Here is an 18138-nt window from a genome sequence, read left to right on the forward strand (position 1 = left end):
CCCTCACTCCTTTGTTTTATTTCATTTTATTGTGTAAGCGTTTGTATTTTCACATTTTTCTCTTGACCTGCAGTAAGAATCTCAGGATTTGTTAAAACTTCTATTAAAGCTGGTTTACCTGCAGACAATGCTCTTTCTAATGCAGGAATAAAATCTACATTCTTTTCGACCCTTTCACCGTGTCCACCAAAGTTTTCAGCTACTTTGGCGAAATTTGGGCTTGTCAATTCAGTTCCAACTACTCTACCTGGGTATTTATTTTCCTGATGTGAACGTATGGTTCCATATATACTATTATTCACTACAATTGCTATAACTGGAATATTATATCTCACTGCTGTTTCAAACTCTTGCATTGTCATCATATAGCCACCGTCGCCCGAAAAAGAAACTACGACTCTTTCAGGTTTAGCAAATTTTGCACCAATAGCTGCTGGCAATCCATACCCCATTGCCCCTGACGTTGGTCCAATATAGGTATCTGCTTGATTGAAGCGATAATAACGTGATAGCCAAGTGGAAAAGTTTCCAGCATCATTCGTTATGATAGAGTCTTTCGGAAGCCTCTGAATCAAGTCATGCATCATCCCATCCATATCTACATAATCTTCGCTGTAATCTTCTTTTGTTGTTGAATAGGTATTATATTTTTTATTTATTTCGTTAAGGTTATAAGAACGTTGCTGATTTTTTATTGGTTCAATATTTTTTAATAGTCCCTTTGTAAATTCTTTTACATCAGAAACAATTGGCAATGTCGGTGTATACACTTTTCCTAGAACATCCGGTGAAATATCAACATGGATTAAACGAGTATTTTCATTTAAAAGAGTATAATTATTCGTAGCAAGTTGCGTAAATCTTGTCCCTAAAGCTAGAATTAAATCGCACTCTTTTATATAATCCAGCAAATAAGCTGGCGCTCCCATCCCTAATGATCCTACATAGTTTGGATGCGAATTTGGAAATGCAGTAAAACGTCTAAACGCAGTAACAACTGGTATTTGCAACGTCTCTGCAATTTGGATAAGTTCTGGTTGTGCCTTTGCTAAGTCTACTCCCCCACCTGCAATGATAATCGGTTTTTCCGCTTTTGATAATTCACTTACTGCTTGTTTAACAGATTCGGTATTCGGTTGAATAGAATTCACATGGTAAGGTGTATGTGTGACATCCCCTGTTAAATCCTCCAACATATCCTCAGGTAATGAAACTAACACAGGACCTGGTCTGCCTGAACGTGCTATATGAAAAGCTCTATGCAATAGTTCAGGAACTCTATCCGCTTGATCTATTTCTACTGTCCACTTACATAAATGACTGAAAAAAGGAACAAAATCAACTTCTTGGAATGCTTCTCTATTTTTAAAAGAGCGTTCAACTTGACCTATTAAGGCAACTAAAGGTGTGGAGTCTTGCTGGGCCGTGTGAATACCTATTGATAAATTAGTCGCTCCCGGCCCTCTTGTAGCCATACAAACTCCAACATCTCCCGAGGCTTTTGCATACGCTTCGGCCATAAAGGAGGCTCCTCCCTCCTGTCTTGCTGAAATATATTCAATATCTGAATGATCATAAAAAGCATCCATTACAGCTAAATAACTTTCACCAGGAACACCAAAAACTTTTCTAACTCCTTCTTTCCTTAAAACTTCCACTACACGTTGCCCACCTGTTCTTTTCATGAGTTTGTCCCCTTTATATTTTTTCAAAGTAATTAATTCAATTCATATGAATCCACTCATAGACTTCTTACAAATCTAATAACTGAGTCAATAAGTGTCTGGGTGGTCTAGCCACTTAAAAGATATCATGGTAACGTTTTCATGTCAATGACTATTTTAAATTTTTTATTTATTTTAAATAGATGGTTATTTAATTAAGAGTTAATGTATTCCGTTAGATAATTTGAGGATGTATTCGAAGACAAAGGTTATTTTTATTTACAATAAACAACCAAGATACTTACAAACTTCATGTAAGCAACTTGGTTGTTTTGATTTAACGACTTAATTTACTGCAGCTTCCCTCTACACTCCACAATTACCTCATCCATAACCTCCTCATCCTGGATTAAATATGCCTTTTCATGCAAATTAGACACAGGACAAATATGATTTGGTATAATTTGTACCTTATCCCCTACATTTACCTGTTCACTAAAGGATTTGTTATAAATAATCGCATGCTCGTCAAAAACGCTATCAATAAAAACATCTTCATATTCTTTTATTTTACCCAGACCAGTTGTCGCAGTAATGCCTTTTGTTCGCTTTTGTGCAGTAATTCCTTTAGCTCCTACATCCGTTATGACACGCTCACTTGTTGGTTTACTAATGATAGTGGTAAGAACTGTAGCAGCAGCTTTTTCAAAACTACCAAAAGCATTCGATTGGGATGCATCCATTAAAATGTAGGTGCCGGGTCTTATTTCCGTTACACCTTTTGGAATATCAAAGCCGAATAAAAATGGTGGTGTAGAACCGATACTTACCACTTCAGGTGGAACTCCTAATTCTGTACATATACCTGCAAAATGCAGCGTCCTATCTACACTGGCAGTATATAACTCCTTACAATGCCCCACATTTTCCGCTGCATACGTGTGGCCATCATGCGAAAAAACGCCTTTCAGATTTATATTGCTGCTATTTTTCACTGCGCTCACTAATTCTCTAAATGCTTCTTCTTCAATAACACCGGATCTATTTTCCCCTACTTCAATTTCAATTAATACTTGTGCTTTTTCCGCTGCACCTTCAAAAACTTTCTCTATTTCATTTACGTGATAAATGGAATCAATTCCAAAAGAAATAGCTATTGATTTCGACAGATCTCTGATTTTCTGGATTTTCTGTTCGCCTACAATCTCATTGGCAATAAAGATATTGTCTAGACCATGTGCAGCCATCACTTCTGCTTCTCCTACTTTTGCAACCGTAATACCAGAAGCACCATATTTTTCTTGCATTTTAGCTAGCTTAGGCATTTTATGTGTTTTGGTATGTGGGCGTAATTTTACATTTTGGTTATCCGCATAAACTTGCATGTCCTTCATATTTTTCATAAGAATAGCATAGTCAATCAAAAGTGCAGGTGTGTCTATTTCTTTATAATGCACCTATTTCCCCTCCCCGATCGCTGCCATCGCTTCTATCTCTACTAGACAGCCAAAATGTAAGGCATTGGTAGGTACAATAGCTCTCGCCGGTTTATGATCGCTGAAAAACTGCGCATATACCACATTAATTTCGTCCCAGTATGCAACATCTGGTGTGTAAACTCTGCAGAAAATAACATCCTCTCGCTGTAAGCCACGGGCCTTTAAAACTAATTCTAAATTAGCTAATGCTTGTTCGGCTTCTGCTTTTATACCACCTGTAGGAATCGTACCTGTTTTAGGATCCTTCGATAATTGTCCGGATATATAGAGTACCCCATTATGTTCCATCGCTGGAACGTAATGGGCCCCCTGCTGCTTCGAATAATCTGTATGGATTGGCTTCACTTTAACATCCCCCGCATCACCTTTTATTTACTTAACCGCCTTAATACCCGCTCCACATAAAGGAATAACCATCGTTTGATTTTCCACATTGCTTCCTTCTTGCGCGATATATGCAAGATATCCTGCATAAGTTGAAGCCGATGTTGGTTCGACGAAGAACCCTTGATGTGCTATCGCTTTTCTTGCACTCTCAATCGTATTTTCTGGGGCAGCTATAATTTCTCCACCAGTTTCTTTTATGACCTGCAAGATTTGGTAATGTCTTGCTGGATTAGCAATTGCAATCCCTTCTGCTTGTGTTCCTACTGTTTCAATGGGTTCTATGTGCTCTGAACCTGCTTGGAATGCCTTAAGTAAAGGTGCACACCCTTCCGCTTGAATGGCAACAAATTTAGGGATACTAAGAATTAATCCTTTATCATATAAATCTTTAAAGCCATAGTACGCCCCTAACAACAGCGTGCCATTTCCAACTGGTACGACAATCACATCCGGAACATTCCCATTCATCTCCTCCCAAATTTCATATGCATAGGTTTTGGTTCCTTGATAGAAAAAAGGGTTGTAAACATGACTTGCATAAAAACTTCCACTTTCTTCTACTTCCTTTACTGCAGCTTCTGCCGTATCTTCTCTCGTTCCAGGGATTAAATGTAATTGTGCTCCATGCGCTTTAATTTGGGTTAATTTATTTGGTGACGTACTAGCTGGAACGAATATGTCACACTTTATACCGGCCTTGGATGCATAAGCAGCAATTGCTGTTCCTGCATTCCCGCTACTATCTGCTACAATTCGCTTTACATGTAACGCTTTCGCCGCTGTAATAAGCATGGATGCACCACGATCCTTGAATGAAAGGGTAGGCATCATATAATCCATTTTAAAGAAAACGTTATTAGAATCATCAGTTGAAACCATTGATGTAAAGCCTTCTCCTAACGTAACCTGCTGAGATTTACTGAACGGAAGTGCTTCCTCATAACGCCACAGAGAAGGTGTTCGTTGTTTAATTTTTTCAAGTGGAAAATCGACATCAAACGGAGTTATATCTAAAAGCCCTCCACATGGACATTTGTGAATAAACGTTTGTGGATCATGAGTTTCACCACATTGGCTGCACTTGTATTTCACCTTCATGCATGATCACTCCTACAACTTGTTATCATGTAATTTTTTATATATAATGAGTTGAAAATATATTATACATATAACTTTATCTATAAAATTAATGCAAGTCAATAAAAAATTATACGTTTTACAACGAAGGAGATTGTGATTTTAGTGTCGATAGAATTTTTTAACCCCTATATTACTGCAGCAAAAATGATTGCTAAAACGTTTGGAAGAAATTGTGAGGTTGTTGTTCACGACTTAACAACTCCTCAAAACTCTGTGATATTCGCTGTAAACAATCATGTTACTGGCAGAAAAGTTGGTCAATCATTTGATCATTTGATTCGAGAAGTACTCTTGTCTGGACAATTTAATGAAGATTTTGTGGCGGGTTACGAGACATCTGACCACAACAAAGAATCTATAAAATCTTCTACGTCTCTGATCCGAGATGGATCTGGAAAAGTCAAAGGAGCACTATGTATTAATTATCGTTTAAATTCTCTTTCCCATGTACAAGAGTTCGTTGAGGATATGATGACATTTGGAGAGGAAACTAAACCAACAGCTGAGGTTCAGAGAGACAATGTCGTCGAGATCGCTGATGAAATCATTGATTCCATTATTAAAGGTTATGATGTTGAACATCTTAAGAGGAAAGACAAAATACAGATTGTAAAATTCATGGATGAAAAGGGGATATTTCTGATTAAAGGAGCTATTGATAAAGTAGCTGAGAAATTGAATACGTCGAGGGTTACGATTTATAGTTATCTGGATGAGATTAAGAAGGGTGAGTGATTTTTTTGAACGCGATAATAGCTGCATCTTTCTCCAGTAAATGCTCTTAGCTTACCAAGGTTCTACTATCAAATTTCGATAATTAAATCCTATCTAAAAAAAGGATAGAGACACGACCCAGCGTATTTCTATCCTTTCTTTGAACATATTGAAGTAACACAGATATCCAACCTTATCTTGCAGTCCAGCTCCACTACTGGTTAGTTCATCAAATCTGGCAATATAGTAACGATCTGGGGAAAAACAACTAGAATCGCTACACATACAATCATTGCGATAATCATCGGAACGACGCCTCTGAAGATCGTCTGCAGCGGAATATTTCTTGCTACGCCCTTAATAACATATACACTTATTCCAAGCGGTGGTGTTAATGCACCGATGTTAATAACCATAATCATAATTACACCAAACCAAATCCCATTAAATCCTAATTCCGTAATAATCGGATAAAGGATAGGCAATGTGATCACGATTAAAGCTAAACTTTCAATAAAACACCCAAGTAAAAGCAATACAACAAGAATACCGATAAGGATAATATATGGGTTCAAATCAAGATTTCCAACATATGTGGTAAGCATGACAGGAATTCTGCTGATTGCCAAAAATTGGCCAAATAAATTAGCACCAATCAAAATAAAGAAAATAAACGCAGTTAATCGAACAGATTCATTTAGTGATCCTTTCAAACTTTCCCACGTAAGTTTTCTGGAAATTAAAGCAAACAAAAGCGCGCCAAACGCCCCCACTCCAGCTGCTTCAGTCGGAGTAAAAACACCTAAATAAATACCGCCAATACTAACTAAAAACAGCCCCATAAATGGCCAAATATTTTTAAGCGTATGTAACCTTTCAGCATTACTTGCTTTCCCCTCTCTCGGCGGTGCAATGGAAGGATCTTTACGAACAAGAACATAAATTGTAATGATAAAAATAACAATCTGTAAAATACCTGGAATGATACCCGAAATTAATAACGCACCAATTGGTTCTCTTGTCAGGATTCCGTATAAAATCAAAATAACACTCGGGGGAATTAAAATGCCAAGTGTTCCGCCTGCAGCAACACTTGAAGTCGATAACCCTGGTTTATATTTGTATTTTTTCATTTCCGGCAGGGCAATTTTTGCTACTGTTGCAGTCGTTGCATTTAGGGAGCCTGAAATAGATGAGAAAATAGCTGCTGTGCCAATTGTCGCCATCGCAAGGCCACCATGTAAGTGCCCAATCCAACTATCCACCATTCTATATAAGTCTTTCCCAATTCCTGTATATGATAAAATCATACCCATCAAAATAAATAATGGAATAACACTTAGTGAATAGTTGCTGGACGTATCAAATGGGGTTCTTCCCAATTGCGCAAAAGCAACATCCCAGCCTCTAATTAAAGTTGTTCCTAGCAAACTGACTATAATTAGGGAAATAGCCACTGGGATTTTCAAAAAAAATAAGATTAGAATCGCAATAATCCCTAAGAAACCAATAAGTTCTGGACTCATTTTCCACCCACCTTTGCAACGTATTTGATAGCTAATAATAATGCAGTTAAGGCAAATACAATTGATCCAATTCCTGACACTGCAGCGAATAAGTAGATTGGAAGGCCTAAGTCTCCTGTGACTGTACCAGAAGTAAGCAAGCGCTCAGCATACCAGAACAGACTTAAAGCCATTAGCACCATCACTGCCATAATAATTAAATTAATAAACCCCTCTACTATCCATTGAGCTTTTTCAGGGAATCGTTCCACCAAGAAGTCAATTGAAATATGTTCTTCTTTTAAATGGGTATAACCAATGCTCAAGAAAATAACCATGGATAGTCCAAGTTCTGTAAGTTCTACGGCTCCCGTTATTGGCTGACTGAACAGCCAGCGGCCAAGCACATCTGCGGTGACTAAGAATACCATAATAATTAAAACAGCTTGGGCAATATAAAGTAGTCCAGCATTTAATTTCGTTATAATCCTCTCCACCTTACTACTCCTCCCTCTCACTCAGTTCCTCTTTCAATTCCATTGCCCGGTCATAGATTTCCTGAGCAGGATAGCCTTCTTCCGTTCTTTCTTTAATCCACTCATCAACCATTGGCTCCAATGCCTCTTGCCATGGGATTAATGCATCACCTTCTAGTTCAATCACTTCAGCACCACTTTCAATTGCCGTCTCAAGGCCAATTTTTCCGTCCACATCATAGACACTTCCAGCTTTTTTTGCTAACTCTTTACCTATTAAATTATCTAGTATTTGCTGATCCCCTTCGCTGAAATTATCATACGTTTTCTGACTCATCACACTAAAAAATGGTGTCGCAGAGAAGTCGCCAATAGTAATGTAATTTGTTACTTCATGAAAGCTATAATTGTAAAGGGTTTCAAAAGGTACGACGGCTGCATCAATTACGCCTCTTTCCAACGATTCATAAACATCTCCCATTGGCATGGAAATTGGTGTAGCCCCTAATGCCTCTATAATTTTGTTTGCCATCGGGGATGGAGAACGGACACGCAGACCTTTCATATCGTCTGGTGTTTCAATTTTAAAATCTTTACTTATAATCTGAGCTGGTTCGGCAGAGAAAAGAAATAATGGGTACGTGTCTGCATGTTCTTCCTGCATTTCCGGAAACTCTTCATATAATGTCATTAGTATTTCCGATGCATGTTCGGCGGACTCCGCTAGAAAAGGCAGTTCCATAATTGTCACGAGCGGAAATCTTCCTGGTGAGTAACCATAAACACTTAATGCAATATCCGCTTCTCTTGTTACAGCCATATCATATTGCGACCCGGCATCACCTAATGTATTCGATGGATAAAATTCCATCGTAATTCTTCCGTCTGTCTGTTCATGCAGATCAGAAGCAAGACCATTAAAAATTTTTGTTTGAATAGGGTGATTCCCTGGCTGGAAGTGAGAAACAATTAAATTATGATTTTCCTCTACTGAATTTTCCGGTTTGAAAGCCAGTGTGCTGTCACAGGAAGCTAGTGCCAATACAAAAAATAACAACACAATCAGCAGAACTCTATTCCTAATAAAACTGAATTGCATAAGTATTCTCCTCTCTTTCATGCACTAATAACTTTAATTTCTTCGTCTAAGCTTAAAATTTAGTCAGACAAAAACTGCCTCGAAGGAAATCGCTTACATTTTTAAATATTTAGTTATAATATATTAAATTATATATAATATTATATATAAAAACAATATAAATTTAATATTTTTATATAAATGGTAGGAAGTTTTAAACAGATTAGATTAGAGCATGATATAAAAATATTTTCAATGAGATTAAGGATACTTTGACACCAAACGCAATACTATCGCAACATTCTATCTCACTATGACACCTAATCCAATACTATCGCACCCATTCCATCTTACTATGACACCTAATCCAATATTATCGCAACATGCCATCTCACTATGACACCTAATCCAATACTATCGCACCCATTCCATCTTACTATGACACCTAATCCAATATTATCGCAACATGCCATCCCACTATGACGCCTAATCGCACCTTTCCATCTACTACTAGATAAACAATAAACACTTCCTTCTCACATGAGAAGGAAGTATAAAATTTGGATTTTAAATAAACAGTTTTTGTATTTCCTTATCTGGATTAACCCACGTATCATTTGTCCAACCGTTAAGGTCGTAATCATTCATTGCTCTTTCAACGAATGATTTGTATATATCTGTTTGGCCTGCTGTATTAGCCATCTTCAGTGCATCCAATCGTATTCCTTCGTTGTTGCCGGCATAGTTTATTTCATACAATTCATTACGTCCGCCAAATTCAGTTCCTGTTGCATCCCAAACCATTTTCAAAAGCTTTACTCTTTCTTCTGCGCTTACACCCGTTCCTTTATAGTATTGGTCAATGTACGGGCGCAGTTCAGGGTTAAGGAAATCCTGAGTGCTCGAAGGGAGAGATATCAAACCACCTGCTACTACTTCGTTAAATGTATTTTTGATGATTGGCCATACGGTCGGTGCAAATGTACGATATGCAGTTGCATAGGTTGAATTCGGGAGTTTATAACCTTCTGGACCATCTTCTGGATCAAGTGCCATTGCTGTAGAAATAGCCCAAAACATATTGCGATAGGAGATGACCTCACCGATTCTTGCCTGTACACCGCGGAAGTTATTCGTTCCAGCGACTTCAGTTGCTTTAAGCAGCATGCCAACCATAAAGTCAAGCTTCACCGCAAAGCGCGTACAGCCTTGGAATGTGTAACGATTCAGCCAGCCTGTTTGTGGTCTAAACCCATTTGCTATTTCCACATTATTGTAAGTTAAAACGTCTTCCCATGGTATCAGAACATTATCTAAAATAATAATGGCATCGTTTTCGTCAAAACGGCTTGATAATGGATAATCATATGGGCTGCCTTGCTTTGCAGCCATTTCTTCGTAAGATTGACGACTGATTACTTTTACACCAGGCGCATTCATTGGCACAAAAAAGATTAATGCATGGCTTTGGTCACCTTCACCTAAATCTTGTGGGGAGTAGTTCGCAACAAAATTATAATGGGTAAGAGCTGCAGAAGTTCCAACCATCTTGGCACCGCTTACAATAATACCATTATCTCTTTCTCCAACAGCCCGTACGAATACATCTTTATTTTCATGAAGTGGCTTATGTCTGTCCAATTGTGGATTTACAATCGTATGGTTACAGAAAGGAACTTCTTCCTGCCCTTTTTTATACCATCTCCTTGCATTATCTTCAAATCCTTTATAGAAATCTGCATATGGACCAAGCGATCCTAAAAATGCTGCTTTATAATCCGGAGTACGTCCCATAAATCCATAGCTATATCTCGTCCACTCGGCCATTGCATCGCGCGCTTCAAGCAATTCTTTAGCACTTGTAGATGCTTTGAAAAACTTATGTGTACGAAAATCACCAACATCTGATTTCGTTGTGATCGTATCTTTTTTTTCTGGATCATGCATGGCATCATACAGCTGGGCTATCGATCTTGCGGCATTGCGATATGCTGGGTGGGTTGTTACATCATCAATTTTCTCACCGTTCAAATATACGTGACGACCATCGCGCAGACTTTCTAAATACTCCTTACCATTCATCATTGTTGTATAACCTCCAAAATAATAGATATTATAATATGGTATAATTTTTCCTTAAGGTAAGATTATCAAGGAGGCAACTATCGTTCTACAACAATTAGTGTTTATCCTCTATGGATAAAACGAACAATTTCTGTTCAATTCCATTTTACTTTAAAATGATTTCTCCCTCTGCATCAAGGACTTGTAACGTGAGTAAAAGTTCATACGTTACAGCAGGCTGGCGAAGATCTTTTCCTAACATTTCTTCTAACCTTCTTATTCGATATCTTAACCCGCTCATCGAAAGACACAGCTCATCCATAGACTTTTCCAGGTTCCCTCCGTTTGCGAGAAATACGTATAGCGTTTTAATTAATTCGGCGCTTTCATCTTTCTTCGCATAAATTGGTCCAAGAAGATGTTTTGCCTTTTGTATCACTGCCTGTTTATCTTTGGAATGTATGAGCAGACCTGCGACACTGATGTCTTTAAAAAACATGATTTCCTCTGATGCATCGGTCATTTTCAGCGCTGTCATCGCTTCTTTGTAATACTCACTCGCTTGTTGAATACTTTCAGACAAGGTGCTTGCCCCCATTCGAAAAACACTGGGCGGAAATTCCTTTTTTAAATAATCAAGCAGTGACTGGCAAACTTCCTTCATTGTCTTCTGGTTATGATCTTTTTGAATAAGAAGAACGAGTATGCCTGAACGCTGTCCAATTAACACATTAAACCGGTTTTTAAAGAAATGCTGTACACTTTCAATCACTTGATCATGTATAAACAATCCGTTTTCTGAACCAGCATTTCCATTATCATATTTCAATGCAGCAATACAATATGGAGCATTTAAATCTGTTTGTATATATTTTCCTCTTGTTAGAATTTCTTTTTCTGTGAGATGACCTCCGTCGATAATCTGATCGAGAAAGTGCCCTTTTATCCGTTCTACTGCTTCAAATGTTGTTTTCTCGTTTAAAATGTAAAGCGAACAGACAGAAGCAACTCTTTCTAAAATCATGAGGTCGACTTTAGTAACCGGTTGATTTACTTCGTATATAAACGAACAGAAACCAAAACACTTTCGCTGCAGCATAATTGGCGTTGTAAGATATTGGTTTACTCCATCAGAAATTTCCCTTGTCTGATAATCCTTTTCCTTTTGTTGAATATGTACTGCTGACTTAAAATCCAAATAACCATTCGTGAAAAAGTCAGAGGAAAATCCCGAACCTGCTAATGGTGACATGTCTGCATTTTCTATTAATATTGGTATACCGATCTCTTCATAGATCGCATCTGCAATCGTTTGTAGATCATTCCCGTTTGTAAATTCTTGTGTAAGACGCTCATGAATGGTAAACGTCTTTTCAAAATTATTCCGTTCCTCCAGCAATTTTTCATAGGTGATCTCAAGTTCCCGAACAATTGGTTCATCATGATAGTACTTTAATTCTTTTTCAATTGAACCGTTCCACTCAGGTATTGTTTTTCCAACATAATAGCAATTATCAGCGCCTATCGCTTTGCATGCCACTTCTTTAAATACAACCGTTTTTTTGCATATTTCGGAGTAGTAGCCACTTGCATAACCAACTAGGGTATAGCATACAGCAGCATCTGAATTGCCAAACTGCTCGATAAATTCCTCTGCTTCATAAGATCCAGACCAGAATCCCTCTACGTGAACACCTTCTATCTGCCCATCTTCATCATAATCCAGTTGTAAATCGACTCGTTTTACTTTTGTAAAACCTCTCATCATGTGTAATTCAGGTCCCTTTTTCAAGAGCTCTTCAATAGAAGATTGATTCTTTTTAAGCACATTTTTCGCATCATTTTTTCCAAGGTTCCATCCATAACGGATTAAAAACCCCTTCATCCTCTCTTCAGATATATTGTCCATCAGATCTTTGCGAAGAATCCCAAAGACAGCCGACGAGGTTAAAATTACCCGCTCATCATCTAAGTAGATTCTTCCCTCGTTATCTGTTTTATTTCGATCTATTTTCTGATCTACACTCATTTTCGTCACCTGCCTGATAACCAATATTCGCTAAGACGTATAGAAACAAAAGGGAGCTGCATTAGCCCCCTTATTAAAATGCAAGTGAAATATATTTCGTTTCAAGAAACTCTTCGATGCCATAGTAACCACCCTCACGACCAAGCCCGCTTTCTTTAAATCCGCCAAATGGGGCTTGTGGTGTGGACGGTGCTCCGTCATTCAATCCGACAATTCCATATTCGAGTGCTTCACTTATTCGGATAGCACGACCAATATTCTCTGTAAATACATATGCAGCTAATCCAAATGGTGAATTATTTGCTCGCTCGATTACTTCTGCTTCATCTCTGAATGTTGTAACGGGAAGCAGTGGCCCAAATGTTTCTTCATACATACAAAGCATGTCATCTGTTGCATCCATAACAATTGCCGGTTCCACATATAATCCTTCTAAATTCTTTCCACCTAAGGTGACGTTCCCGCCTTTGCTTACTGCGTCTTTAACTTGTTCATTTACCTTATCTACTGCGCTTTGATCAATCAATGGGCCAATATCTGTCCCCTCTTCCAGACCATTTCCAATTTTAAGCTTGGACACAGCCTCTGTCAGCTTTGCTTGAAAGTTATCTTTAATCGATTCATGCACATATACTCGGTTTGTACATACACAAGTTTGACCAGCATTACGGAACTTAGATGCGACTACGCCTGTCACTGCTTTATCTAAATCTGCGTCTTCCATCACAACAAATGGGGCATGGCCACCAAGCTCAAGGGAGATCTTTTTCATTGTATCGGCAGCGGCTTTCATCAATATTTTGCCTACCTCCGTTGAGCCAGTGAACGTTAATTTTCTAACTCTGCTATCTTCATTCCACACTTTCCCGATTTGACCTGAGCTGCCAGTTACTATATTAATAACACCTTTTGGAATACCAGCTTTTTCAGCTAACTCAACCAATTTAAATGCCGTTAAAGGGGTTTGAGTAGCAGGCTTAATAACTACGGTACACCCTGCTGCAAGTGCTGGTCCAACTTTACGGGTGATCATTGCGGCAGGGAAGTTCCATGGAGTAATCGCTGCGACAACGCCAACCGGCTGTTTCTGCACGAAAATACGTTTATTCGGATGGGATGCCGGAATAATATCGCCATATACCCGCTTTCCTTCCTCGGCATACCATGATATAAATCCATTTGCATAGTCTACTTCACCAATTGCTTCTTTTAGTGGTTTGCCTTGTTCCTCTGTCATGATTTTCCCTATCGTTTCTCTTTCTTTTTTTATCAGTTCATGCCATTTCACAAGGTAGCTGCTTCTGTCCTCTGCAGTTCTTGCAGCCCATTCTTTTAGTGCACCATACGCGGCATCCACCGCCTGCTTAGCCTCTTCTTTTCCGCCTTTAGGTACTGTTCCAATTGGTTCATTTGTTGCCGGATTAATTACATCAATCTGTTCTAAATCCTTTCCAAACCATTTCCCACCAACAAACATTTCATATTGCTGCATATTCTGATACCTCTCTCATTAGGATGATTAGTAGTGCGACTTACCTTATATTACTTTTTATACCGAGCATGAATGTTATTCTGCTTATAAGTAGGATTTGTAAATTCATGTAATTCCAATGATAATGCTAAATAACGTTTATCATACAAATCCGCAAAGTGTTCTTTTATTGTAGCAAATAGATCATCACAAAGTACCTTTTTATCTTCTTCTGTCCGGCCGCCGCCAAGCTTTAGGGTGGCATGTACAAATGCATCGTCTTCTGTTCCATCCGCTATGCGATAGTCATTTAATTCGATTGCCCTTGTACGGAGACCGCCGATTGGAATGATGGCAGAATAGGAGAGCAGGGAATCATTAACCTTCTTTAAAAGCCCCGGTATATCTGTTTCTTCTTTTAGATTGGCGGTGTATTCAATAATCAGATGTGGCATCGTTAGTCCCCCTTACCTTAATGAAGTTATCTTCAATTAGTTCGTTTGAAAGGTTTCTTCCCCAACGATTGTATTGACAAGTCTGCCTATTCCTTCTACTTCTGTTATCACTTCATCGCCAACCTTCGTATCCACAGATCCTTTTGGCGTTCCAGTCAGAATAATATCTCCTGGATTTAATGTCATAAACCCGCTTAAGTATTCAATCAAATGAGGAACAGAGAAGATCATATCTGCGGTACTGCCCTGCTGCGTAATTTCACCATTTACATAAGTAGTTAACTGCAAATTCATTGGGTCATCAATATCTTCTTTATCGACCAACCACGGTCCGATCGGTGTACATGTATCACGGTTTTTCACACGAAGGTTAGGTCGATAATAGTTTTCTAAATAATCTCGAAGCGCATAGTCATTCGCTACCGTATATCCACGAACATAATCATATGCCTCTTCTTTTTTGACATTTTTAGCCGTTTTGCCGATGACTACCGCTAATTCACACTCATAGTGCATAAATGTTACATCTCCCGGACGAACCGTTTCACCACGGTGGCCGATGAACGTGTTTGGTCCTTTTAAAAATACTAATGGCTCTTTTGGTGCTTCTTTAAACGAAAGTTCAGCAGCATGATCAGCAAAGTTTAAACCAAGCGTAAATACGGTTTTAGGTTCTACTGGTGGGAGCCACGTAACTTCTGATTCCTCGACAATCCGACCATCTTCTAATTGAATACCTTCTTCTGTATCCATTGCATTCTGAATTAAACCATTATACGCTACACGTGCGTGTCTCATACAATACCGCCTCCTACAACTACTTTCTCTTTTACAACCTTATTTGTTAATGTTCCTATACCGTCAATTTCAATTTTAACGCTGTCGTTTTCTTTTGCTAGCGGGGCATTTTCAGGCACACCTACTAATAATATATCCCCTTCATAAAGTGTCATGAAGTCTGTTACCTCTTCCAATAATCGTTCAACTGAACGGATTAAATTTGACGTTGTATTTTCCTGTTTCAATTCACCATTGATCAAAACGCGGATTCCGAGTTCATTCGGATTTCCGATAGCGTCACGGTCAAGTACCCATGGTCCTATTGGGCAGAATCCATCTCTTGCTTTTTCTTTATAGGCAGGACGATAAAAACTTTCATGTGGAATGCTTACATCATTTACGATTGTATAACCAGCTACATAATCCAAAGCATTTTCTTTCTTAATTTTTTTAGCTGGCTTACCAATTACGACACCTAAAGCAGCTCCAATCGAAACTTCATCAAACCCTTCTGGTAAAGGAATTGCCGCATCATATCCGATATGTGTATTGATAGGTTTAATGTATAGTATAGGAGCTTTCGGTGGGGCTTTATATGGATCGTCGTTCATCGAAGACTCTAACTTGGCATACTCACCTTTATAATTTAATAGAGTTCCATAAACTGTTCCGGACACAGGTACATCTAGTGATAAGTCATTTAGCGGACACTGTTTTCCATCGAATTCTATTCGATTCTGATCCGCTTGATAGATTCCTTCTTTTATCTGCTGAATCCCTTGATGTTTAAATTTCACCTTACTCATAATAACAGCACTCCTTTAACAATATTGGGTCCATAACGATGTTGCCTATGAAGAAAAAGAGACCAGTAGCTTACTGGTCTTGATTCAATTTCTTCCTATAAAGCTATCTATTTAAACCGAAGCTGTTTTTTCTAATTTTCCATATTCAACAAGTGTTTCGCGAATTTCTTCTTGCAGTGCCTCTGAAGGCAAGCCCATTGGTTTACGCAAAACTGGTTCAATCATGCCCATCATGCCAAGTGCTGCTTTAACTGGTGCAGGGTTTGTATCTTTAAACAGCACATCATTCAGGTTCATTAATTCAAAGTGAAGATCCTGTGCCCGTTTGATATCTCCTTCTTCCCAGGCATTATGCATTTCTGCTATCTTCTTAGGCTCCACGTTTGCTGTGGCACTGATGGACCCTGCCCCACCAATTGCTAGCATTGGGTAGCATAACAGTTCAATTCCTGAATACAATAGGAAGTCTCTGCCACAATTAAGCAATACTCGATTCACATGTTCAAAATCTTTATTCGATTCTTTCGCTCCCACAATATTAGGACAATCTTTTACCAAACGTGCCATCGTTCCTACTTCCATGTTTTGTGCAGTACGTCCTGGTATATTGTAAATAATAATCGGAATCTCTACAGAATCAGCTACTGTTTTGAAATGATCGTACAATGCTTCCTGGTTTGGTTTGTTATAATAAGGAACAATTACCATTGCAGCATCTGCACCCATTTCTTCAGCTTTCTTTGTTAAGTACATTGTTTCATCATGGTTAGTGGACCCAGTTCCTGGGGCAAATGGAATTCGTCCATTTATTGTTTTGATTGCATTTTCCATTACTTGAACCCGTTCTTCAGTAGTAAGAGAGCTCGGTTCTCCAGAAGTACCGGTTACAGATATGGCATGTGTTCCATTTTCAATCTGGAATTCGATTAATTCAGACTGTTTTTCGAAATCGATATCTCCATTTGCTTTAAATGGCGTAATTACTGGTGCAATGGATCCTCTTAATCTCTTTTTAATAGCCTCGTATCGATTGCTCATTTTATAAAAACCTCCTGTTAGTTTGCTAAATATATAGTTAATTTATATTACTGTTGTGGGCTTTCTTTTTTCTAATGTTGGCTGTTTTGTTTCAACTCTTTTACCTGTATAAACGTTGAGGAATGTTGATGCCTCTTCAAACCAGCTATCTGGCGCTTCATGTCCCCAGAAAGTTTGACGCTGCGGATCATCTAAGTCCCATTCGACTGGATCAAAGTCAGAATCACCAGTGTAATAATCGCCATTATACAATTCGATACGGTGTCCGTCTGGATCTCTTAAATACAAGAAGAATGCGTTAGACAATCCATGACGTCCCGGTCCTCGTTCAATGGATGCAGAAAATCCTTTGGCAGCTAAGTAATCACAGCCATCAATCAAACTCATCGGGTCTTTTAACCAGAAACCAATATGATGAAGGCGTGGTCCTACACTATTCATAAACGCAGTGTCATGTACACCTGGTTTACGGTGTAACCATGCTGCCCAAATATTATCTTCACCTTTTGATGTCGTATATTCAGAGCAAGCAAAGCCAAGTTCTTTTATATAATAGTCATAAGCTTTTTGTACATCAGGAACTGCACAGTTGAAGTGATCGATTCGCTGTACTTTTGCACCTACGTGAATGTCAAAACGCTGCAGCATACGCTCCACTTTATCCATTTCAAAATAAAATTCTACAGGAATTCCTGAAATATCCTGAATCCGAATGGTACGACCAATTCCTTTTTGTGAACCTTTTTCCATCCATTTTACTTCTGTACCTTGGCTTTGAAAGAATAATTCCAGCTTTTCCAGATCATCTTCCGCATTAACGCGATAGCTAACTACCTCAACAGCCGCTTCGGCTTTCTTTTTTAGCCAAAGGCAATGGTGATTATGGTCTTCAATTGCTCGATAGAAAATATTCTCATCATCTGATTCTGTTTCAATTAAGCCAAGTGCATCATAAAACTCTCTCGATTTATCCAGGTCTGTAACATGAAGCACCGCACGCCCTGTACGTTTAATATCAAAGTTCATATTTAG

The 18138-nt window shown here is 38.5% G+C and carries 16 protein-coding genes; 1 reads left to right on the forward strand and 15 read right to left on the reverse strand.

Features of this window, described 5'->3' with window-relative positions; translation table 11 throughout:
• Positions 1-26: 26 nt before the first annotated feature.
• The 4 genes from NST46_RS02880 to thrC all read right to left on the reverse strand — a co-directional run bounded on the left by NST46_RS02880 (position 27) and on the right by thrC (position 4648).
• Positions 27-1685: a thiamine pyrophosphate-dependent enzyme gene (locus tag NST46_RS02880; protein WP_341136746.1), complete on the reverse strand. Its 1659-nt coding sequence runs from the start codon at positions 1683-1685 to the stop codon at positions 27-29.
• A 329-nt stretch (positions 1686-2014) separates the two neighbouring features.
• Complete coding sequence (locus NST46_RS02885) at positions 2015-3121, reverse strand: D-TA family PLP-dependent enzyme (protein WP_303450643.1); 1107 nt, start codon at positions 3119-3121, stop codon at positions 2015-2017.
• Positions 3122-3508, reverse strand: a complete 387-nt coding sequence (locus NST46_RS02890; protein ID WP_303450646.1) for a RidA family protein — start codon at positions 3506-3508, stop codon at positions 3122-3124. It abuts the gene before it with no gap.
• 27 nt (positions 3509-3535) lie between these two features.
• Positions 3536-4648 (reverse strand): threonine synthase, encoded by a 1113-nt coding sequence (gene thrC / locus NST46_RS02895; protein ID WP_341136747.1) that lies wholly within the window; start codon positions 4646-4648, stop codon positions 3536-3538.
• Between the two features lie 138 nt (positions 4649-4786).
• Here thrC and NST46_RS02900 point away from each other — a divergent pair, with 138 nt between their 5' ends.
• The gene (locus NST46_RS02900; RefSeq protein ID WP_419776338.1) at positions 4787-5425 is read left to right on the forward strand and encodes a helix-turn-helix transcriptional regulator; all 639 of its coding nucleotides are present in this window, start codon (positions 4787-4789) and stop codon (positions 5423-5425) included.
• A gap of 200 nt (positions 5426-5625) precedes the next feature.
• Here NST46_RS02900 and NST46_RS02905 read toward each other — a convergent pair whose 3' ends face one another.
• The 11 genes from NST46_RS02905 to hpaD form a co-directional block, all read right to left on the reverse strand.
• Complete coding sequence (locus tag NST46_RS02905; protein WP_303450654.1) at positions 5626-6930, reverse strand: TRAP transporter large permease; 1305 nt, start codon at positions 6928-6930, stop codon at positions 5626-5628.
• Positions 6927-7406 carry a TRAP transporter small permease gene (locus NST46_RS02910; RefSeq protein ID WP_095308135.1) on the reverse strand — a complete coding sequence of 160 codons (480 nt, stop codon included), beginning with the start codon at positions 7404-7406 and terminating at the stop codon, positions 6927-6929. Before NST46_RS02910 ends, NST46_RS02905 begins: the two co-directional genes overlap by 4 nt.
• 4 nt (positions 7407-7410) lie before the next feature.
• Positions 7411-8484 (reverse strand): TRAP transporter substrate-binding protein, encoded by a 1074-nt coding sequence (locus NST46_RS02915; protein ID WP_303450662.1) that lies wholly within the window; start codon positions 8482-8484, stop codon positions 7411-7413.
• A 546-nt stretch (positions 8485-9030) separates the two neighbouring features.
• On the reverse strand, positions 9031-10548 hold the full coding sequence (locus tag NST46_RS02920; RefSeq protein ID WP_118888593.1) for a 4-hydroxyphenylacetate 3-hydroxylase family protein: 1518 nt from the start codon (positions 10546-10548) through the stop codon (positions 9031-9033).
• A 145-nt stretch (positions 10549-10693) separates the two neighbouring features.
• Positions 10694-12556, reverse strand: coding sequence for a XylR N-terminal domain-containing protein (locus NST46_RS02925; RefSeq protein WP_303449813.1), 1863 nt, complete (start codon positions 12554-12556; stop codon positions 10694-10696).
• 73 nt (positions 12557-12629) lie between these two features.
• The gene (locus NST46_RS02930) at positions 12630-14048 is read right to left on the reverse strand and encodes an NAD-dependent succinate-semialdehyde dehydrogenase (protein WP_303449815.1); all 1419 of its coding nucleotides are present in this window, start codon (positions 14046-14048) and stop codon (positions 12630-12632) included.
• Positions 14049-14098: 50 nt separating this feature from the next.
• Positions 14099-14482 (reverse strand): 5-carboxymethyl-2-hydroxymuconate Delta-isomerase, encoded by a 384-nt coding sequence (locus NST46_RS02935; protein ID WP_303449817.1) that lies wholly within the window; start codon positions 14480-14482, stop codon positions 14099-14101.
• Positions 14483-14518: 36 nt separating this feature from the next.
• Positions 14519-15280, reverse strand: coding sequence for a fumarylacetoacetate hydrolase family protein (locus NST46_RS02940; RefSeq protein ID WP_095308110.1), 762 nt, complete (start codon positions 15278-15280; stop codon positions 14519-14521).
• Positions 15277-16068, reverse strand: a complete 792-nt coding sequence (locus NST46_RS02945; protein WP_303449820.1) for a fumarylacetoacetate hydrolase family protein — start codon at positions 16066-16068, stop codon at positions 15277-15279. Before NST46_RS02945 ends, NST46_RS02940 begins: the two co-directional genes overlap by 4 nt.
• Positions 16069-16179: 111 nt before the next feature.
• Positions 16180-17106 (reverse strand): 2,4-dihydroxyhept-2-ene-1,7-dioic acid aldolase, encoded by a 927-nt coding sequence (gene hpaI, locus NST46_RS02950; protein ID WP_095308106.1) that lies wholly within the window; start codon positions 17104-17106, stop codon positions 16180-16182.
• A gap of 42 nt (positions 17107-17148) precedes the next feature.
• Positions 17149-18132 carry a 3,4-dihydroxyphenylacetate 2,3-dioxygenase gene (gene hpaD / locus NST46_RS02955; RefSeq protein WP_303449824.1) on the reverse strand — a complete coding sequence of 328 codons (984 nt, stop codon included), beginning with the start codon at positions 18130-18132 and terminating at the stop codon, positions 17149-17151.
• Between the last annotated feature and the right edge of the window lie 6 nt (positions 18133-18138).

It is taken from the genome of Oceanobacillus sp. FSL W7-1309 (assembly GCF_038002145.1).
In the GTDB taxonomy this organism is placed as follows: domain Bacteria; phylum Bacillota; class Bacilli; order Bacillales; family Amphibacillaceae; genus Oceanobacillus; species Oceanobacillus profundus.